This window comes from Thermococcus henrietii (assembly GCF_900198835.1).
GTDB lineage: Archaea > Methanobacteriota_B > Thermococci > Thermococcales > Thermococcaceae > Thermococcus > Thermococcus henrietii.
The window spans coordinates 326,329-343,813 of sequence record NZ_LT900021.1 but is presented as its reverse complement, the minus strand read 5'-3'; the positions used below and the strand labels follow the sequence as shown (position 1 = coordinate 343,813).

General features: G+C 52.7%; 20 protein-coding genes. 4 read left to right on the top strand and 16 right to left on the bottom strand.

The window, feature by feature from the left end:
* Window positions 1-34 precede the first annotated feature (34 nt).
* The 13 genes from CS910_RS01940 to CS910_RS01880 are packed head-to-tail and all read right to left on the bottom strand — an operon-like array spanning window position 35 to window position 10,415.
* Window positions 35-1,234, bottom strand: coding sequence for a glycosyltransferase family 4 protein (locus tag CS910_RS01940; RefSeq protein ID WP_099209484.1), 1,200 nt, complete (start codon window positions 1,232-1,234; stop codon window positions 35-37).
* 12 nt (window positions 1,235-1,246) lie between these two features.
* Window positions 1,247-2,809: a flippase gene (locus CS910_RS01935; RefSeq protein WP_099209483.1), complete on the bottom strand. Its 1,563-nt coding sequence runs from the start codon at window positions 2,807-2,809 to the stop codon at window positions 1,247-1,249.
* 4 nt (window positions 2,810-2,813) lie between these two features.
* Window positions 2,814-4,169, bottom strand: coding sequence for a sulfatase (locus CS910_RS01930; RefSeq protein ID WP_099209482.1), 1,356 nt, complete (start codon window positions 4,167-4,169; stop codon window positions 2,814-2,816).
* A gap of 5 nt (window positions 4,170-4,174) precedes the next feature.
* Window positions 4,175-4,924, bottom strand: coding sequence for a sulfite exporter TauE/SafE family protein (locus CS910_RS01925; protein WP_099209481.1), 750 nt, complete (start codon window positions 4,922-4,924; stop codon window positions 4,175-4,177).
* Window positions 4,925-4,933: 9 nt separating this feature from the next.
* Window positions 4,934-5,476, bottom strand: coding sequence for an adenylyl-sulfate kinase (cysC, locus tag CS910_RS01920; protein WP_099209480.1), 543 nt, complete (start codon window positions 5,474-5,476; stop codon window positions 4,934-4,936).
* A 12-nt stretch (window positions 5,477-5,488) separates the two neighbouring features.
* Window positions 5,489-5,701 carry a DUF2283 domain-containing protein gene (locus CS910_RS01915; RefSeq protein ID WP_099209479.1) on the bottom strand — a complete coding sequence of 71 codons (213 nt, stop codon included), beginning with the start codon at window positions 5,699-5,701 and terminating at the stop codon, window positions 5,489-5,491.
* A complete protein-coding gene (locus CS910_RS01910; protein ID WP_099209478.1) occupies window positions 5,698-5,946 on the bottom strand; it encodes a DUF4258 domain-containing protein in 249 nt (82 codons plus the stop codon). The genes CS910_RS01915 and CS910_RS01910 overlap by 4 nt, the downstream gene beginning before the upstream one ends.
* A gap of 29 nt (window positions 5,947-5,975) precedes the next feature.
* Window positions 5,976-7,406, bottom strand: coding sequence for an alkaline phosphatase family protein (locus CS910_RS01905; RefSeq protein WP_099209477.1), 1,431 nt, complete (start codon window positions 7,404-7,406; stop codon window positions 5,976-5,978).
* Between the two features lies 1 nt (window position 7,407).
* The gene (locus CS910_RS01900; RefSeq protein WP_099209476.1) at window positions 7,408-8,346 is read right to left on the bottom strand and encodes a DHH family phosphoesterase; all 939 of its coding nucleotides are present in this window, start codon (window positions 8,344-8,346) and stop codon (window positions 7,408-7,410) included.
* A complete protein-coding gene (locus tag CS910_RS01895; protein ID WP_099209475.1) occupies window positions 8,347-8,799 on the bottom strand; it encodes a type II toxin-antitoxin system VapC family toxin in 453 nt (150 codons plus the stop codon).
* Entirely contained in the window at window positions 8,796-8,975 is a 180-nt protein-coding gene (locus CS910_RS01890) for an antitoxin family protein (RefSeq protein ID WP_099209474.1), read from the bottom strand. The genes CS910_RS01895 and CS910_RS01890 overlap by 4 nt, the downstream gene beginning before the upstream one ends.
* A 47-nt stretch (window positions 8,976-9,022) precedes the next feature.
* Window positions 9,023-10,162 (bottom strand): sulfate adenylyltransferase, encoded by a 1,140-nt coding sequence (gene sat, locus CS910_RS01885; protein ID WP_099209473.1) that lies wholly within the window; start codon window positions 10,160-10,162, stop codon window positions 9,023-9,025.
* A 37-nt stretch (window positions 10,163-10,199) separates the two neighbouring features.
* Window positions 10,200-10,415, bottom strand: coding sequence for a CopG family transcriptional regulator (locus CS910_RS01880; RefSeq protein WP_173866261.1), 216 nt, complete (start codon window positions 10,413-10,415; stop codon window positions 10,200-10,202).
* 121 nt (window positions 10,416-10,536) lie between these two features.
* On the opposite strand from CS910_RS01880, the gene CS910_RS01875 reads away from it, so the two are divergent.
* A complete protein-coding gene (locus CS910_RS01875) occupies window positions 10,537-11,340 on the top strand; it encodes a PIG-L deacetylase family protein (RefSeq protein WP_099209471.1) in 804 nt (267 codons plus the stop codon).
* On the opposite strand, the gene CS910_RS01870 is transcribed toward CS910_RS01875, so the two are convergent.
* The 3 genes from CS910_RS01870 to bgaS are packed head-to-tail and all read right to left on the bottom strand — an operon-like array spanning window position 11,333 to window position 13,445.
* The gene (locus tag CS910_RS01870) at window positions 11,333-11,782 is read right to left on the bottom strand and encodes a type II toxin-antitoxin system VapC family toxin (protein WP_099209470.1); all 450 of its coding nucleotides are present in this window, start codon (window positions 11,780-11,782) and stop codon (window positions 11,333-11,335) included. The genes CS910_RS01875 and CS910_RS01870 overlap by 8 nt on opposite strands.
* A gap of 2 nt (window positions 11,783-11,784) precedes the next feature.
* Window positions 11,785-11,994 carry a hypothetical protein gene (locus tag CS910_RS01865; protein WP_042691091.1) on the bottom strand — a complete coding sequence of 70 codons (210 nt, stop codon included), beginning with the start codon at window positions 11,992-11,994 and terminating at the stop codon, window positions 11,785-11,787.
* Window positions 11,991-13,445 (bottom strand): beta-galactosidase BgaS, encoded by a 1,455-nt coding sequence (gene bgaS, locus CS910_RS01860; RefSeq protein WP_099209469.1) that lies wholly within the window; start codon window positions 13,443-13,445, stop codon window positions 11,991-11,993. The genes CS910_RS01865 and bgaS overlap by 4 nt, the downstream gene beginning before the upstream one ends.
* Window positions 13,446-13,647: 202 nt before the next feature.
* Between bgaS and CS910_RS01855 the strand changes: the two genes are divergently transcribed.
* The 3 genes from CS910_RS01855 to CS910_RS01845 are packed head-to-tail and all read left to right on the top strand — an operon-like array spanning window position 13,648 to window position 17,485.
* Complete coding sequence (locus CS910_RS01855; RefSeq protein ID WP_099209468.1) at window positions 13,648-15,510, top strand: ABC transporter substrate-binding protein; 1,863 nt, start codon at window positions 13,648-13,650, stop codon at window positions 15,508-15,510.
* 56 nt (window positions 15,511-15,566) lie between these two features.
* A complete protein-coding gene (locus tag CS910_RS01850) occupies window positions 15,567-16,550 on the top strand; it encodes an ABC transporter permease (protein ID WP_099209467.1) in 984 nt (327 codons plus the stop codon).
* 2 nt (window positions 16,551-16,552) lie between these two features.
* Complete coding sequence (locus CS910_RS01845; protein WP_099209466.1) at window positions 16,553-17,485, top strand: ABC transporter permease; 933 nt, start codon at window positions 16,553-16,555, stop codon at window positions 17,483-17,485.

Genomic DNA, 17,485 nt, shown 5'->3' with positions numbered 1-17,485 from the left:
TACTCTACGTGGTTTGACCATAACATTTCCTCCTTTAATAATATTTATCTTCCAGCTCTCTATATGTATCTATGGTTTTTTTTGCAATAACTTCCCAAGAATATCTTTTGAGTTGATTTCGAGGAATTTCCTTTTTTATTCTCCGCGAGTCATTCAATATGTCTAATGCTTTATAAGCAAACTCTTCTGGTTTTGTTGGGTTTTTGATGAAGATTCCCTTAATTTTTTCTTTGTAGTACCATCTGGGTATGGCGCCAACAGGGCTAGCTAGTACAGGGGTTTTACACGCTAGTGCTTCTAGTGGTGCGATTGGCCAGTTTTCATAGAGGCTAGGGAAAGTAAACAAATCCGTAGCGTTGTAATATAGGGGTAGTTCTTTTTGGGATTTCCACGGAAGGAGTATTATATCTTTTTCATGTCTGCTGATATTTTGAAGTATCGGTTTATATGGCCCCTCCCCCACTAGAACTAACTTGACATTTCCAAGAATTTTATGTACAATACGAAACATGGACACTAATAAATGTATGCCTTTTCTTTTTTCAAACCTTCCGACATAAAGAATGTATTGGTTGGACCTATTAAATCCAACAGCGTCTCGGGCTTTTTTCATGTTGGTAGGTTTGAATAGATTCATGTCGATTCCCATTGGCATGATCTTAACGTTATCTTCTCCGAATAGTTTTGATAGAATTTCTTTGTCAGTATCCCTTAGAACAAAAAACTTGTCTATATTTTTTAAAGAATCCCAAAATTCGATTATATAATTTAATATATAGTATGGATACTCAATGGGCTTACCTATCTCTTTATACTGAACTAATGGAAATGTTCTTCCATGTGCTTGGATTATTATTGGGACGTTTTTCGTATATTTTTTTAATTGTACTAGTAACTGGTCCACGTTGGGATTGTATAACCCATGGATATGCAGTAGAATATCGTTTTGTCTTGTTTCTTTGATGAGTTCTTTGGTTAGTTCTCTTGATATCTCAATAGTAGCACCAATTGCAATTCGAGTCGAAGGAAAGACCCTATATTTTATGTTGTCTCTTTCGGTCTCTCTGGGTACTCTTTCTTTTTGATCTATTCTCCAGCATTCAATTGTATATCTCTTGGTCCTTGCCCTTATTTGTTTTGCAACTTTGACGTGCCAATCTCCATCATAGTAGAGTGGATCTTTATGAGGCAAGTAAGGAGTTAACGAATTGAGCATTAAATGAATGACTTTCATTGGGCATCCCCCTTATTTGTTAATTAATTTCTTTGAGAATATTTCGATAATTTCTATTAATCTTTCTAGATCTATTCCTGCTTTTTTTGTTAGACTATTTAATAATCTAATGTCCTCTTCAGTGAATGTGCCAAAGATTATTAACATTATATAAAATCCTACTGTGACCCCTATTGTGTATATAATAGCTTTTAATATATCATCTGTTGGGAATAGCAACCCCAATATTGTGAATCCAATACCGATGCATATTACTTTGTAATATTCCTTGTTGAATGGCTTAATATTCATGTTAAATAACACGACTTGTTTATACATGCTCGAGATTATATATGATACCGCGGTTGCAATAGATGCCCCTGTCATACCATATTGTGGAATTAAAATAATATTTAAAGCTACATTTAATAATGCTCCTATTATATTTCCTATCATTTCTTTTTTTGGATAGCCTATTGCTACGAGGGTTAATCCGTTTGGACCGAGTAATGAATGAAACATAAACCCTACGGACAAGATTATCAATGAAACTTGAGCTTCTACATATTTTAATCCAAATAATTCCCTCAATACTGCTACTGGATATGCGAACAATAAAATAAACAATGGAAATGTTAGCAGAAATACCCATTTTGTTATTGATAAGTATAATTTGTTGATCTCATCTTTTTTTCCCTGAGCATATAACATCGTTGCTATTGGACTGTATATCACAGTAAATGCTACAAGGAACACGGGTATGAACCTCGCCAGGGGGGACGCCGCGTTGTATATCCCGACCACGGTGCTCCCGTAGTAGTGGCCGAGCATGAGGGTGTCGGTCCACGTCATGATGAACCACACGATGTTTGAGAGCACGAGGGGTGCCGAAAAGGTGACTAGAATCCTCCCAATCTTTGCCGAGAACGCGGGCTGTTTGGGCAGTATTCCTGCCTTCAGGAGGTCACGAGAGATTAAAATTAGTCCCGTGAGCTGTACCAGCACGTACGCAGTGACCACTTCTGAAATCCCTGCCCTAAACACAACCGCTACAAGACCAGCTGAGATGAAGTACAGGACCGGCACGAGCATTTTTCCATAGAACACGTACTCCCTAACGCGTTTGAACCCTTGACTCACCGAGATTAGAACGTTGAACGAAGCCGATAGGGGTAGACTGAGTGCGAGTATCCCTATGAGTTGGGAGAGCAGGAGCCTGTCGGTGCTGGGGCCGCCCCCGATGTACCTAGGTATGATGCCTCTCGTGGCTTCGAGGAGGATGAGCCCGGTCAGGGACGTGCCCAGAATTATCGCGAGCGCTGTTGAGACGAGAATCCCGGTGTCCTTGGGTCTCTTTGTGAGAAAGTATGAAATCTGCCTCTGAATGCCCATAGGAAATCCGAGCATCACCACGATCAGCGTGATGTTGAAGACCGTGAACGCGAGGTTGTACGTTCCGTATTGGCTTGGTCCGTATATCCTTCCCACGAGGGCTCTCACGAGAAAACCAAAGACAGCAGAGACCATGAGGCCGACCAGGGCTATTACCCCACCCCTCGCGGCCCGTCCGAGCTCTCCCACGACCTCATCCGCCATGCTCTCACCGCGCGCTGTTTTTCAGCTTAATCTCGTCCCTGGCCAGTATTGATAGGAGTTTTTTCCTCATAACTTCAACGAGCTCCCTGTCGGTTATCGGTTTGGTCTCGCCGGGGTCCCTCTCCAGCAGGAACACCCACTCAACGCTGTCCTCAGGTGCGTACAGTAACTTCACACCGCCAACGGTTAGGGCCTTCTTTTCGTAGCCGTATCCGGTGGCCTCACTGAGGAGGAATTTCCGGGGTTTTCTGCTCAGGGAGCGCCCATCAAGTTCGTAGGGTGGTTCGACTCCCCACGCCTCGAGAATCGTCGGCGCTAAATCCACGAGGGAGCGGTTCTCCATCCTCAGGCCCTTCACAGGTCCCTCAACAGCTAGCGGGACTTCCAGTATCTCGTTGAACACGTTGTGCCCGTGTCCAACCCCGTATACCCCGCGGGGGTCGTAGAAGTTTCCGGCCTCGAGCTCTGCGTGCTCCCAGAACTCCTCCCCATGGTCAGCGGTGAATACCAAAAGCGTACTTTCAAGAAGTCCGCGGCGTTCGAGTTCCCTGTACAGCCTTTCAAAAAGCCAGTCGACGTACCTAATCGTGTTGTCGTACAGGAGAAGCTTGTTTCGTTTGAACTCTTCGAATTTCTTTCCCTTCTGCTCCTCCGGTCTCTGAAAGGACCATCTGTCAATGTTTCTGATTCTCTTTACCCTCCCAAAGTAGTCCCTGAACTCCCTTGGTGGATTGAGGGGCTCGTGGGTGTCCCCTAGGTGAAGGTACGCGAAGAAGTTTCTTTCCCTCAGCCTCTCGAGCCATTTCAGGAAGTCGTTTATTATCTTATCCCCCCTTGTTTCGGCGGGATAAACCCTGACCGGAGTTCGACCCCTCATGGGGAACGTCGCAACGTCTATGGACGTTGCAAAGTAAACCCCGTACCCGTTCGCACCCGCTATCTCTGGAAGGGTTAAAAGCTTCCGGCGTATGCCCTTGATATTCCTAGGGTTGTTGAAGTCTCTGACTTTTGAGTGAATGTACGCACCGTGGTTGTGAGGGTACAGTCCCGTCATAATGGATGCAACCGAGGGATGTGTCCAGGGCGCCGTGGCCGCTGCCTTTCCAGAGTTTCTCAGCGATGAGAGAAACGGGGTCGTGTCCCTCTCGTATCCGCTCAAACTGGTGTTCTTGAAGCGGAGACAGTCTGCGACCACCACGAGGACGTTAAGGCGGTCGCGTATCTCAATGTTGAGGGACTCGAGTTCTTTGAGGCGTTTTTTGAACGCAGCCTCGTAGTCGCTCTCCTTTCTTCGCTTGTACATCGGATAGAGCATCCTCTTCAACGGCCCAACCCTTGCCACAACTCCCTCGATGTTCATTCCGTTCACCCTGCTCCCAAACGTTTCATCAGTATCACTATGCCAATTAGCAGGATTATGACGTTGATAACCCTCTTGAGCCTCTTCTTATCAACCTTGGCGTTCACGCTCGTCCCGAGGTAAACGCCGGGAATGGTTCCGGCTATGAGCGTTCCGGCCAGCGCGTAATCGACGCTTCCCATCTCGGCGTAGCTCAAGAAGCTCATCGCCGAAAGGACCAGCCCGTAGAGTATCGTCGTTCCTACCACTTCGCGCGGGTTAATCCGGGCGACGTTCATGAGCGTGAAGCTGATAATAACACCCGCCCCAACCGAGGTAAACTGGACCGTTAGCCCGACGATGAAGCCGAGCAAGTAGACGTAGGCCCACCTCGGCCGTAGGGGAAGCCTTATCTCGCCCTTGAGCAGGCTCAAAACGGCAGTAACGACCAGAATGACGCCGAGGACGAGGGTCAGGTACTGGTTCAGGACGTCCTTGGGGATGTGCCTCACGACGTAACCGCCAATCAAAACCGCTGGAACGCTTCCAGCTAAGAGGCGGAGCGCTATGTCCTTCCTCACGTGGCCCCTCTTCCCGTGGAAGAGAACTCCAAAGACCCTCGTCACGGTCGCGTAGAGCAAATCGGTCCCCACTGCCGTTAAAGGCTCGACACCGAGAAAAATCAGAGAGGGTGTCATGAGCGAACCCCCACCCACGCCGGTCAGCCCTATGAGAAATCCCACAACGAAGCCGAGACCGACGAAGGCGGGGTTCATGGAATCACCTCACGGAAGGTAGCCCAGCTCCCTGGCCTTCGCTATTACTACCTCCACCTCTTCCTCCGGCGTCATCTTGGAGCTGTCCACCTTCACCTCGGGGTTTTCAGGCTCCTCGTAGACGCCGTCGTAGCCGGTGAGGCCCTTTATCTCGCCCCTCAGGGCTTTGGCGTAGAGACCCTTCGGGTCGCGCTGAATCCTGACCTCGAGGGGAGCGTAGACGTAGACCTCGATAAAATTGCCAATCTCCTTCCTCGCGTACTCCCTGACAGCTCTGTACGGCGAGATGAGCGAGACAATCGCAATGACCCCGTTCCTGCTGAGGAGCTTCGCCATGTGGATTACAACCCTGTTGTGCATCTCCCTCGCTTCCTTCGAGAACCCCAGCTCAGGGTAGAGCGTTTTCCTTATGGTATCTCCATCGAGTATCTCAACGCGGTAGCCCATCTCCCTGAGCTTTCTCGCGAGCTTTACCGCTAAAGTCGTCTTCCCGGCACCGCTCGGTCCGGTGAGCCAGATTGTAAAGCCCTTCTCGAGGTTCTTAACGGTCACGTCCTTCCCTCCTCACGTTGTGGCGCTTTCTATCTTGACGGTTATCTCGTTAAGAGGGTGAGTGTGGGTTCTCGCGGATGCGTTGATAATCTCGATGCCTATAATCTCGCCGTTCTCGCCGTAGTCGATAATCACGCCCTCCTCAACCTCAACGCTCTCGACTATCCGCCCGTCGGAGAACTTTATATACATGACGTCGTGTTTCGGGTCGTACGATATCTTCAAGCCCTTTCACCCCCGTATTTCCTAACCTTGGACGTCACGTAGGCAGTTATTACGACGACGTCTCCTTCCTCTTCCTCGAAGATGACCCTTATCAACCTACCGTTCAGTCTCTTCTGGGCAACCTTCCTCCCGCAGTAGCCGTCTCTAACCTCGTCGGAATTTTTGACGGCCTCTTCAACGAGTTCTCTGGGAATCCCCCTCTCCTCGAGTCTCTGAAGCGCATGAGGGATGAATCTGATTTCCATTGACCGACCCTCTCAAAAAATTAAGGGACTCACGGGAGAATGCTCTCTCCCCTGAGCTTCTCGGCTTCCTCCCTCAGGCCGAAGAGTGTAAGCACCGTTGGGGCCACGTCGTAGATTGTCAGCTGGGTCTGCTTTGCCTCGTCGAAGCCCGGAAGGTAGAGCGAGAACACGCCGATTTCCGAGTGGTTCGCGTCGTCCGGCCCGGTGTCGTTCTCTGGCAGGTAGTTGCTCGGGTGTCCAACGGTTCCTGCCGCGCGCCAGTTGAGGTTGTCGAAGTAGACCATTATGTCGGGCTTGTTGCCCCTCGCGACCGGGTAGATGTCCTCCGGGAAGTAGACGCGGTTGTCCCACTTCTCGCCGTTCGGACCGCGTATGGAGCGTATAAGCTCGGCCACTTCTTCCCTGACCTCGTCGAACCTGCTCTTCGGGACTTTACCGAAAAGTTCCCTGCCCTTCACGTTGAGGAAAACGCGCGAGTAGTAGCCTCCCCAGCCCCACGCTACCGTTTCCTTCCAGTCAACCTTAATCTGCTCGAAGCGCTTGATTTTCCCGTCGTGGAGGACCTCCGGGTTTCTGACCTTGAGGAGGCCCTCCTCTGCCAGCCACTGGTTGACCGCGAAGTTGCCGTGCATCGCCTTTATGCCGTGGTCGGAAACTATCATCACGGCCGTCTCGTCGAGGTCTATGAGCTCAAGCGTCTTCCCGATTTCCTTATCCAAGAGCTTCCAGTAGTCGGGAATGACGTTCTCGTACTCGTTGCCCTTTCCGGGATAGAGGTGATGGTTAGGGTCGAAGTAGCGCCAGAAGGCGTGGTGAACCCTGTCGAGGCCAATCTCGACGAAGTGGAAGTAGTCCCACTCCTTCTCGCTCAAAAGATAGCGGATTACCTCGAACCTCTTTTCAGTCATCTCCCAGAGGCCTTCCTTGACCTCGTCTTTGGCTTCCTTCCTGAAGGGGACGTCGAAGATGTACTCGCCGACGAGGCGCTCAATCTCGCCCTTGAGCTCCTTCGGGTAGGTGTAGTCCACGCTCGCATCTGGGGTTATGAAACAGCTGACGAGGTGGCCGTTTATCGGCTTCGGTGGGTAAGTTGGCGGGACTCCGACGATTATCGACTTCTTTCCCCTCGCCCCGAGGTAGTCCCAGAGCGTCGGCTCTTTTACCTTCTTGCTGTGGGCAATCCAGTACTCGGTGTAGCTGTGGCCCTTCCTGTGCCTGAAGCCGTAGAGGCCTAGCTCTCCTGGCGTTTTGCCGGTGACCATCACCATCCACATAGGAATCGTTATCGCCGGAATGCCCGTCTTCATCGGCCCGTGAATCGAGCGCTCTATGAGCTTCCTCAGGTTCGGCAGTTCGTCGTAGAACTTCCCGAATAGTAGCTCAGGCGGAGCCGAGTCGAGACCGATGACGAAGAGCTTCTTAGCTTTTTCCATACCCTCCTTAACCTTCTCCTCGAACATCTCACCACCCCAGTTGCTCCTCTATCAGCTTCAAAACCTCATCAACCTTTCCCCTCTCGCAGACGCAACCGAGAACTTCCCGCTTTCCTCCCGCGTTCGCGCCGGTTTCCTTGACCCGCTCTATCAGGGCCTTCATGTCAATCTTTTCGGCCGTTTCTGGCGAGACGCGGAAGTAGAGCTGGGCCTTTCCGTGGAAGTTCCGGTTGATGACAACTGCTCCCCTGTAACCCCTCTCCCACACGAGCCTTCTGGCGACTTTGGAGATGATGTTGTAGGGACTCTCAAAGCGGACGAAGGCGAAACCGTTTCTCTCCTCAACGCTGGAAAGGGCTTCCTCGATTGACTCCCTTATCGCCTCTGCCTTTTTAACCCAAGGCTCGTAGTCGAGGAGTTCCTTGAGCGGATTGTTCAGGAGAACTTTCACGGCTTCCTCAACGCCCTCCCTGTCCATGGCTATGTAGTTCGAATCCATAAGCTCCACGAGCCTGAGGGCTTCCTCTTTCGAGAGCCCTTCTCCCTCCAGGAGCCTTCCGACCCACTCAAGCCCGAACGCCCTCTCGCCGATGTCGCCGATTGCCCCGAGGGCGGTCCACGCGTTGAAGAGGTTGAAGCGCTCCGAGACCACGAGGGAGCACGAGAGATAATAGCTCCCTTCGAGCGACGGGTTCACCTGCTCAACGAGCGGGTTTTTTATTCTCGGCTGGCTGTGGTGGTCGATGAAGAGCGTGGGGACTTTAACCCTCTCGACCTCGCCCGGAACGTTGAAGTCCAGAACGTAGAGCCTCTCGGCCCTCTCGATTGCTCTCCAGATTCTCTCGTCGAAGCGGAACTCGCCTATCTCCGAGGTCATGTTGGTAAAGTCCTCAAGGTTCAGCGCCTTCACGAGAAGTGCCGTTGAAGTGATTCCGTCCGTGTCCCAGTGGTGGACGATTAGGTTCACCTAACTCACCTTCCCTGATTTTTCAAAGAGCTTATTTAACTCTTGCCATTCCTCGAGCAGGTAAAATGCCTTGATTCCAAATTTCAGAGCGCTATCAACCTGAAATCTATCGTTCGAGATGAGAACAGCGTTTCTGGAGTGGGCGACACTTATGTAAAGCGAATCAATTGCCCTGCACCCGGTCTTCAGCGCGATTTCAAATGCTACTTCCTTTAATTTTGATGTATCAACAATCTCTAGTCTTTCAATGAGTAGTTCATACAGATTCATAGCCTTTCGAGCGTCCATTCGCCTGACCAGTTGGCCTATCAGTTCTATTTTGAAAATGTCCGGCTCTATAACTTGGGTTTTTGTGTTCTGGATATTCCTGAAAAGCTCCCGTGCAATGGTCGTTCTTTCCTTGTTGTACTCGAAAATGGCGTCTATGAAAACGGAGGTATCTACCACTATCATCTCCGCTCCTCCAGGAACTCCTTGAGGGCGTCTTTCTCAACTTTCTCGCTGAATTTCTCAATGATGTCCGCCAATCCAAGCTCGACGATTACCTTACCGTGAGTTCCCTCCTTGAGGTTCACCTTCTTCAACGGCTTGAAGACGCCGTTCTCATAAACTACCTCGACTTCCTCCATCAGTCCCACCGATAAAAGATGGATGAGAAGGGTAATAACGTTTCACCTCATTCCACAAAGGGGTTCTCGAAGCTCCTGACGACCTCGTAAACTTCCGGACGCATCATATACTCCGGAGGTTGCTCGCCGGCCATTATCATCTTCCTGAGCTTGGTTCCGCTTATGTGGACGTGGAATTCCTCGCTGTGCGGGCATATCTTGGCGTTGACCATTCCGCCACACTTCTTGCAGTAGAATGCTTCCCTGATGAACATCGGGGTTATTCCGAGGTCGGGGAAGTTGTCGAACATATCCCAGGCCTCATAGGGGCCGTAGTAGTCGCCAACGCCCGCGTGGTCGCGACCGACGATGAAGTGCGTTGCCCCCATGTTCTTCCTCATTATGGCATGGTGTATAGCTTCTCTCGGCCCAGCGTAGCGCATCTCGTAGCGGACGGTCGCGAGGGTTGCGCTGTCCTTCGGATAGTAGTGCTTGAACAGGGCCTCGTAGGCCTTTATTATGACCTCGTCCTTGTAATCACCTTTCTTCTTCCTCCCGAGGACCGGGTTGATGAACAGGCCGTCCACGAAGGTTAACGCCGCTTTCTGCACGTACTCGTGGCCGAGGTGCGGGACGTTCCTCGTCTGGAAGGCTACTATCGTCTTCCAGCCGAGCTCCTTGAAGAGAACCCTCGTTTCAACGGGCCTTAGGGTGTACTTCGCGAACGGATTCGGTAGCTCGTTGAGGAGCTCAATCTCACCGCCGACCAGGTAATCGCCCATGTTCATGACCCTTGCAACGCCGGGGTGAGCAGGGTCGTCGGTCTTGAAGACCTTCACAGAGAACTCCTTCTTGTCATAGGTGTAGATTTCCTCGACGTGCATCCTCGCTACCGGGAGGTCCTCGTAGTAGAGAAGGATTGCATCTCCCTCGTCGAAGTTCCTCTTCTTAACATCGAGGACAATCGGAATCGTCCAGGGTAAATCGTTGCTCAGGCGCATGTTGTCGAGAACGCTCTGGAAGTCGTCGCTCGTGAGGAAGCCCTTCAGGGGCGAGTAAACGCCGTGGGCGATGTTCTCGATGTCTATGGCGCGGCCGTGCTCAATCTGAACGCGGGGGTATTCACTCTGCTCGCTCAAAATCCTCTCACGTGTTCTCTCGGCGACGATACGCCTGACGAGCTTTCCGCCGTGGGGCTTTGAAACCATTTTATCACCTCAGTTGCGGGTTGAAAAATGGTGAGAATCAGTCAAGGTAGCCGAGGGCCCTGAGGCGCTCCTTGACTTTCTCTTCTTCCTCCTCGCTGAAGACTTCCTCCTCTTCCTCCTCAAGGCTTGCCAGGACCTCCCTGAGGACGTAGGTAACGTACTCGTCCACGCTGTCGAACCCGGCTTCCTCGACGCGCTCCTTTATCCTGTCGTAGAGGCTCTTCGGAATCTTGACCTCGACGAACTCCTCCATCGGCACCACCGCTATCCTTAAGGGCGTTGACTTTAAACCCTTTGCTTTTTTGGACTGAAACCTTTTTATATTCTAACCATTGATTATAAATCCAGCGATGATTATAATTGAGGTGGTGTACATGTTTGAGGACGTGAACGACTTTGAGACGGCTTTCAGGAGGCTCCTCGACGAGGTTCTCGAGTTCGACCTGAGCAACCCCTTCGATGAGGTGGATAAAATCCTCTGCATCGAGCCTCATCCAGACGACTGCGTTATAGGAATGGGCGGAACGATAAGGAAGCTGACCGAGGCTGGCAAGGAGGTGGTCTACCTCTGCCTCACAGACGGCTCGATGGGAACAACCGACGAGAACGTGAGCGCCCACGAGCTGGCGTTAATCCGGAAGCGCGAGGAGGAAGATAGCGCGGGAATGCTCGGCGTGAACAAAATCATTTGGCTCGGCTACAGGGACACGGAGCTTCCCTACACCGTCGAGGCGAGGAACCAGATAATCAAGGTCATCCGGCGGGAGAAACCGGACGCCGTTCTGGCTCCGGACCCCTGGTTGCCCTATGAAGCCCACCCCGACCACGTGACCGCTGGAAGGCTCGCCCTCGAGGCGGTATCGTTCTCCCCGTTGCCAAACGTTATTCCGAGCGACGTCCAGCTCGGCATAAAACCATATCAGGTCGAGGTCTTCGGCTTCTACTACACCGCCAAGCCCAACTACTTCGTTGACATTACCGATGTCATGGAGCTCAAACTGAAGGCCGTGAGGGCTCATAAGAGCCAGTTCACCGACGATATCTGGGAGCAGTGGGAGCCCTTCCTCAGGACGGTGGCGCTCTACTACGGGAAAAAAGCGGGAACGAAGTATGCGGAAGGCTTACGCTTCATGCCCGGCCTGTTCCTGCACATAACTCCCTTCGCAGAGCTCATTTGAGTTCTTTCTTCACTATCCTTTCGAGTTCGCCGAGGAACTTCTCGAGGGGCATCGTGTCGAGGCCGAACTGCCTCATCGGCTCGTAGCGCTTCGGGTTGTCTGTTATTAGTAGGCTGTTCGTCACTATCGCCGTCGAGGCCGTAAGCACGTCCTCAAGGTCGAGCATGACGCCCCTCTGGAGGAGCTGGCCCTCAATCTGGGCCCCCTTCGCTATTATCCTGTCATCGAGGGGGACTATGTTGTAGATGTCCTTGAGGATTTCGAGTTCCCTCTCGACGCTCCTCTTGAGGTAGGCCTTGGCCGAGAGGTAGCGGTAGACGGTGATGATTGACAGGGAGACGTTGAACTTGGCGAGGGTTATCTCAAGCTGTCTCTTCCTCTTGGCGGTATGCATCTTGAGGAGCGTTATGCTGTCGAAGGTTATGTCCGGTGGCAGTGGCATGGCTAACTCCCCTTCTTCTTTTCGAGTATGCTAATCAGCGTTTCAGCTTCTTCCTCGTCAACGACGACGTTGTCGACCTTCTTGTCGAGCTCGACGAGGTGCCACGTCTCTATGAGCTTCTGGAGGACTTCGTCGTAGGAGCGGGCCTCTAACTTGTCCTTGAGCATCTTAATCTTCTTCCAGGTGGTCTCGTCAACGGCTATCGTCTTCATTCCACTCCCTCCCTCACAACCTTACGGTAGGTTTCAACGCTGTTCCTCCTCGGTATGCGCTCCTTGGTTATCATATCGACCTCGTAAAGGCCGAAGCGAATCTTGAAGCCCATCGCCCACTCGTAGTTGTCCGTTAGAGCCCAGTGGAAGTAGCCCCTGACGTCTACACCGTTTTCGAGCAGTCTCTTCACTTCCTCCACGTGCTCGATTATGTACCTCGGGCGGAGTATGTCCTTGGAATCGGCCACGCCGTTCTCGGTTATGTAAACCGGCCTCCCGTATTCCGCTCCCTCGGCGGTGGAGTCGTATAAACCTTTCGGATAGACCTCCCAGCCGAAGTCGCTCGTCGGGTTGTTGTCCGGGGAAACGCCGTTCGGGTTTCCGGAGTAGCCGTACCCCTCGACGCCGACGAAAGTAACCATTGGAAGCTCCTCGAAGCGTGGCTCGGTCCACTTCACAACTTCCCTCGTGTAGTAGTTGTTGCCGACCCAGTCGTTCCTCTCAAGGTGGGGAATCTTCACAGGGTTCCAGTCGAGCTCCAGGTCGACCCTTCCCCTGTTCAGGGCCTCAAGGAAGAGCCTGTTGTGGAAGTAGTCGTAGTTCTCGGCTGCCTTAACGTCCCTCGCGTCGTGGGGGTTGAGCGGATAGGCGGGGATTATATTGAGGATTATTCCCACCGGGGCCTTCGTGTACTCCTTTATAGCGTCGTAGGCCCTCGCGTGGGCCACCATCTGGTTGATGATGACCTTCTTGGCCGCCTTCGGGTTAAGGATTCCCGGGGGCCAGCCGACGTAGGGCGCCAGATAACCGAGCTCAACCGTAACCATCGGCTCGTCGAAGGTGGCCCAGAAATCAACCAGCTCGCCGAACTTCCAGGCGGAGTATGCTGAGAACTTGACGAACTCGATTATGTTCCTCTCGTCAACCCAGCCTCTCGCTCTGCTCCCCTCGAAGTCGCTCCTCGTCCAGAGCGGGTCGTGAACCCATACCGGCAACGTCTGGTGGTTCAGCGTTACAAAGGTCGTGAAGCCGAGCTTCTTCAGGTTTTTAAGGACTGCCAGGTAGTGGAGAACCTCCCTCCTGTTCGCCAGCCTGTCGAGTTCCTCAAGCGCTTCCTTCGGAACCTTCACGCGCTTTATCAGCCCGTAGGAGTCCCTCTCAACCTTCACTTCTACGCCCCAAGTCGGGCAGGGAAAGATTCTGCTCCACTCGATGGTGAGCTGGTAGGCGTTCAGGCCGAGGTCTTTGGCCAGGCGGTGGTCTATCTCGTAGAGCTCGTAGTTGTTTATGCCTTCCTCTGGCAAATCCCCGCTCACGAGGTCATTCTTGATGTTGAAGGGGTCGCGAACCCAGTGCCACCAGTCGCTCCTCGCGTCAATGTTCCGCCTGAGGGGGTCACCCATCTCGAACTGAAAGGCGGACTGCACAACTCCCCAGATGAAATTGGACATGCCTGTTCACCGCTCCCCTGCTTTATAACTTTGTATTGATTTGTGGTTTTCATGGTTTTTATAGTTTTTGAGGTGCTCCCCCGCACAGACTTGTAATTTGCGCACAGTTTATACATCCGGGGACAGTAGCGTCCACCAAAAAGCTTATATAGAATCCTCGAATGTTATAAAATTGACATCCTTTATAATGAGGTGACGAACTATGAAACGGTACCTGGCCGTGGCCGTTGTGGCCATAATGCTCGGGAGTCTTTTTGGTTTTGCCTCGGTTAGCGCCGCTTCGACGTACCCGAGGAACGAAACGCTGTACACAGCGAACAGCGCTCCGCCGACCAACGCCAACCCCTTCTCGGGCGGCAACATCATTGGTCTCGACGGTCTTATATTTGAACCCCTTGCAATGCTGAACTTCATGACAGGCCAACTTAAGCCCTGGCTTGCCGAGAGCTGGAAGTGGGTCAAACCAAACGTTTTTGAGGTTAAACTCAGGCCCGGACTCAAGTGGCAGGACGGCAAGCCGTTGACAGCCGAGGACGTTAAGTTCTCCTACGAGTATTATCAGGAGATGGGTCTCAGGAACTGGACCAAGCTTGGTCTCAAGGAGATAAAGGTCGTTGACAACAGGACCGTGGACTTCATATTCTCAGGAACTCCGAACTACCAGCTCTGGCAGCTCCAGCTCTTCTACGGCTGGGGACAGGGTGCCCTCATAATTCCCGAGCACATCTTCAAGAACCTCGACCCCAAGAAGGTCGCTAAGATGACCTTCCTCGGTGACGAGATGAAGTACCTCGTCGGCTCCGGCCCGTACAAGCTCTACAAGGTCGTCCAGGGCCAGAAGGCCATTCTCATAAGGAATGACGACTGGTGGGGCAACAAGGTCTTCGGCAAGCCCGCCCCGAAGTACATCATCCAGCTTTACATAAAGGACAACGCCCAGGCCGCCAACGCCTTCATCAAGGGCGACCTTGACGTTGGAACCTACTACATTGACATCGTCCAGGCTAAGAAGCAGAACCCGTACCTCGTCAGCTGGCTTGACAAGCCGCCCTACTTCCCGCCCGTTGCCCCTGTTCTGCTCTACTTCAACACCAAGAAGCCCCCGATGAACAACCCGCAGTTCAGGCGCGCTATTGCGATGGCAATCAACCCGAAGCAGATAATCACCAACGGGCCGATAGGTGGAATGCCTTCTGAGATACCATTTGGAACGGGTCTCCTCAAGAAGTGGGCCAACAAGATAGACCTCGACAGTCTCATCAAGGAGTACGGCTGGCAGTACGGCAACATCGCCGAGGCCAACAAGATACTCGACCAGCTCGGCATGAAGAAGGACTCCAACGGCTGGAGGACCTACAACGGTAAGGAGATAGTCCTCCACCTCGTCACCTGTGCCGGCTGTTCCGACTGGATTTCAACCGCTCAGATAATCCAGAACCAGCTCAGGGCCCTTGGCATCAAGGTCGTCATCGACAAGTACAACTGGGGTACCATGATGAGCAAGTACCACAACGGTGACTTCGACCTTGGCCTCCACTGGGCTGGAACCTTCCAGCCGACCGCCTACGCGGTTTACAACGCCCTCCTCGCCAAGGATGGTGTTGCCAACTTCGGCAACTACACCAACCCGAAGGCCCAGCAGATTCTCGACGAGTTCGCCAAGACCACCGACCCGAACAAGGAGGCCCAGTACATAAAGGAGCTCAGTGAGATATGGCTCAAGGACGTTCCGGCCGTTCCGGTTTACATGGCAACGCTCTTCTACGAGGCCAACACCAAGTACTGGACCAACTGGCCCAACGAGAAGAATCCCTACGGCGTCCCAATATTCTGGGCCAAGTACGGAACCTGGGGAACGGCTCTAGCGTTGCTCGGTGTCAAGCCGACCGGAGGTAGCGCGACCGTGACCCACACCAGCAGCCAGACCAGCACCAACACTGCCACCAGCACTCAGGCTCCGACGAGCAGCACTACTACTTCGAAGAGCAGCAAGGGCATCTGCGGTCCGGCCGCAATAGTTGGCCTTGCCGTTGTCCCGCTGTTGTTGAGGCGCCGTAGAAGGTGATGCCTCCTTTCCTTTCTCTCAACTTTGTTGAAAACCAAAGCGGCGGAGGGTAGGCAATGGGGTTCAAGAAGTACCTTGCACGCAAAATCTTCGTGTATGGAATTACGTTCATATTTGCCGTGACCCTTAACTGGCTGTTGCCCAGACTCATGCCTGGCAATCCGATAGAGGCCATGATGTCGAGGAGCGGCAGTGCTGCCAGCGCTCAGCTCGTAAAGTTCTACGAGCAACTCTACGGCTTAAACCAGCCCATGTGGAAGCAGTTTCTCAACTTCTGGGTTAACCTCTTCCATGGCAACCTCGGTTACAGCATGCTTTACCACGCCCCCGTTTCGAGTATAATCAAGCACGCCCTTCCGTATGATATAGCCATCCTCCTCCCCGCGATAGTCCTCAGCTGGCTCGTTGGTAACTGGCTCGGTGCAATCGCGGGTAAAAACAAGAAGTATGATAAGTACACGATGCCGGTATTCTACTTCCTCGCGAGCATGCCCTACTTCTGGTTCGCGATGATTCTCGTCTACGTTGTGGGGGTTAAGCTTGGGTGGCTTCCATACTCGGGGGCCTACGCCGAGAACCTCGTCCCAAGCCTTTCTTGGGCTTTTATCAAGAGCTTCCTCTCACACTGGATTCTGCCTTTCCTGAGCCTGTTCATAGTCATGATTGGTAGCTGGGCGATAGGAATGCGCAACATGATAATCTACGAGCTCGAGGCAGACTACGTCCGCTACCTTGAGGCCCTCGGAGCCAGCGAGAAGCTCATGACCAAACACGCCTACAGGAACGCCATCCTGCCCCAGGTAACGGGTCTGGCCCTGCAGCTGGGAATGATGGTTGCCGGGGCCATTGCAACGGAGATAGTCTTCAACTACCCGGGGATAGGCGTTCTCATAATGAACGCGGCACTCAGCCAAGACTACTTCCTCCTCCAGGGAGCGTTCCTCATCGTCGTCGTCTCAGTTCTCGCGGCAAACTTCCTGATTGACATAATCTACGCCTTCATTGACCCGCGCGTCAGGGCGAGCTACACGGAGGGTTGAAGATGGCGAGGAGAAGCAAGTTCGAGATGGTTAGAATCGCCTTCAAGAACAGGAAGTTCCAGTTCGGCTTCGGCCTCCTCATGTTCTTTGTAATCTTTGCCCTAATCGGCCCGCTCTTCACGCCCTTCGCGTGGGACGGCCTCTACTACGAGAAAGTCGGGGGAGTTAAAATAGCCTCCTACGGAACGAAGACGCTTCCCCCGATGAGCCACGAGGTCATAACGACCTACACGGGCAAACAGGTCAAGGTCCTCCACATCCTCGGAACGAACATCAATGGTCAGGACCTCTACGCGAGGCTCGTTTACGGTCTCAGGACCAGCCTGTGGATAGCCCTCCTTGCGGCCCTGCTCGGAACGGCGCTGGGCATAACCATAGGCCTCGTTGCAGGATACAAGGGTGGCTGGGTCGATGAGATACTGATGATGTTCACGAACATAATGCTGGTGATTCCGTCCATAGTACTCCTGGTGCTCGTTGCGGCTTATCTCTCCGCCAGAACACCGGGAATCCAGGCGCTCATCATAGGTCTCACCGGCTGGCCTTGGGTCGCGAGGGCCGTGAGGAGTCAGACCCTCTCGCTCAAGAACAGGGAGTTCGTCCACCTCGCGAAGCTCGCGGGGCTGAGCGACTTCAAGATTATCTTCACCGAGGTAATGCCCAACATGATTTCCTACATCTTCATGGCAGGGATCCTGCAGTTCAGCGGTGCAATACTCGCCTCTGCAACCCTCGACTTCATCGGTCTCGGACCGACGACCATGGTTTCCCTTGGAAACATCCTCCAGAGGGCGATAGCCTACAACGCCCTCCAGTTCGGCTGGTGGTGGTGGTTCATCCCGCCAGGGCTGATTATCACCCTCATCATCACGGCGTTGTTCTTCATCAACATAGGCATGGAGGAAGTCTTCAACCCGCGCCTCAGGAGGGAGTGA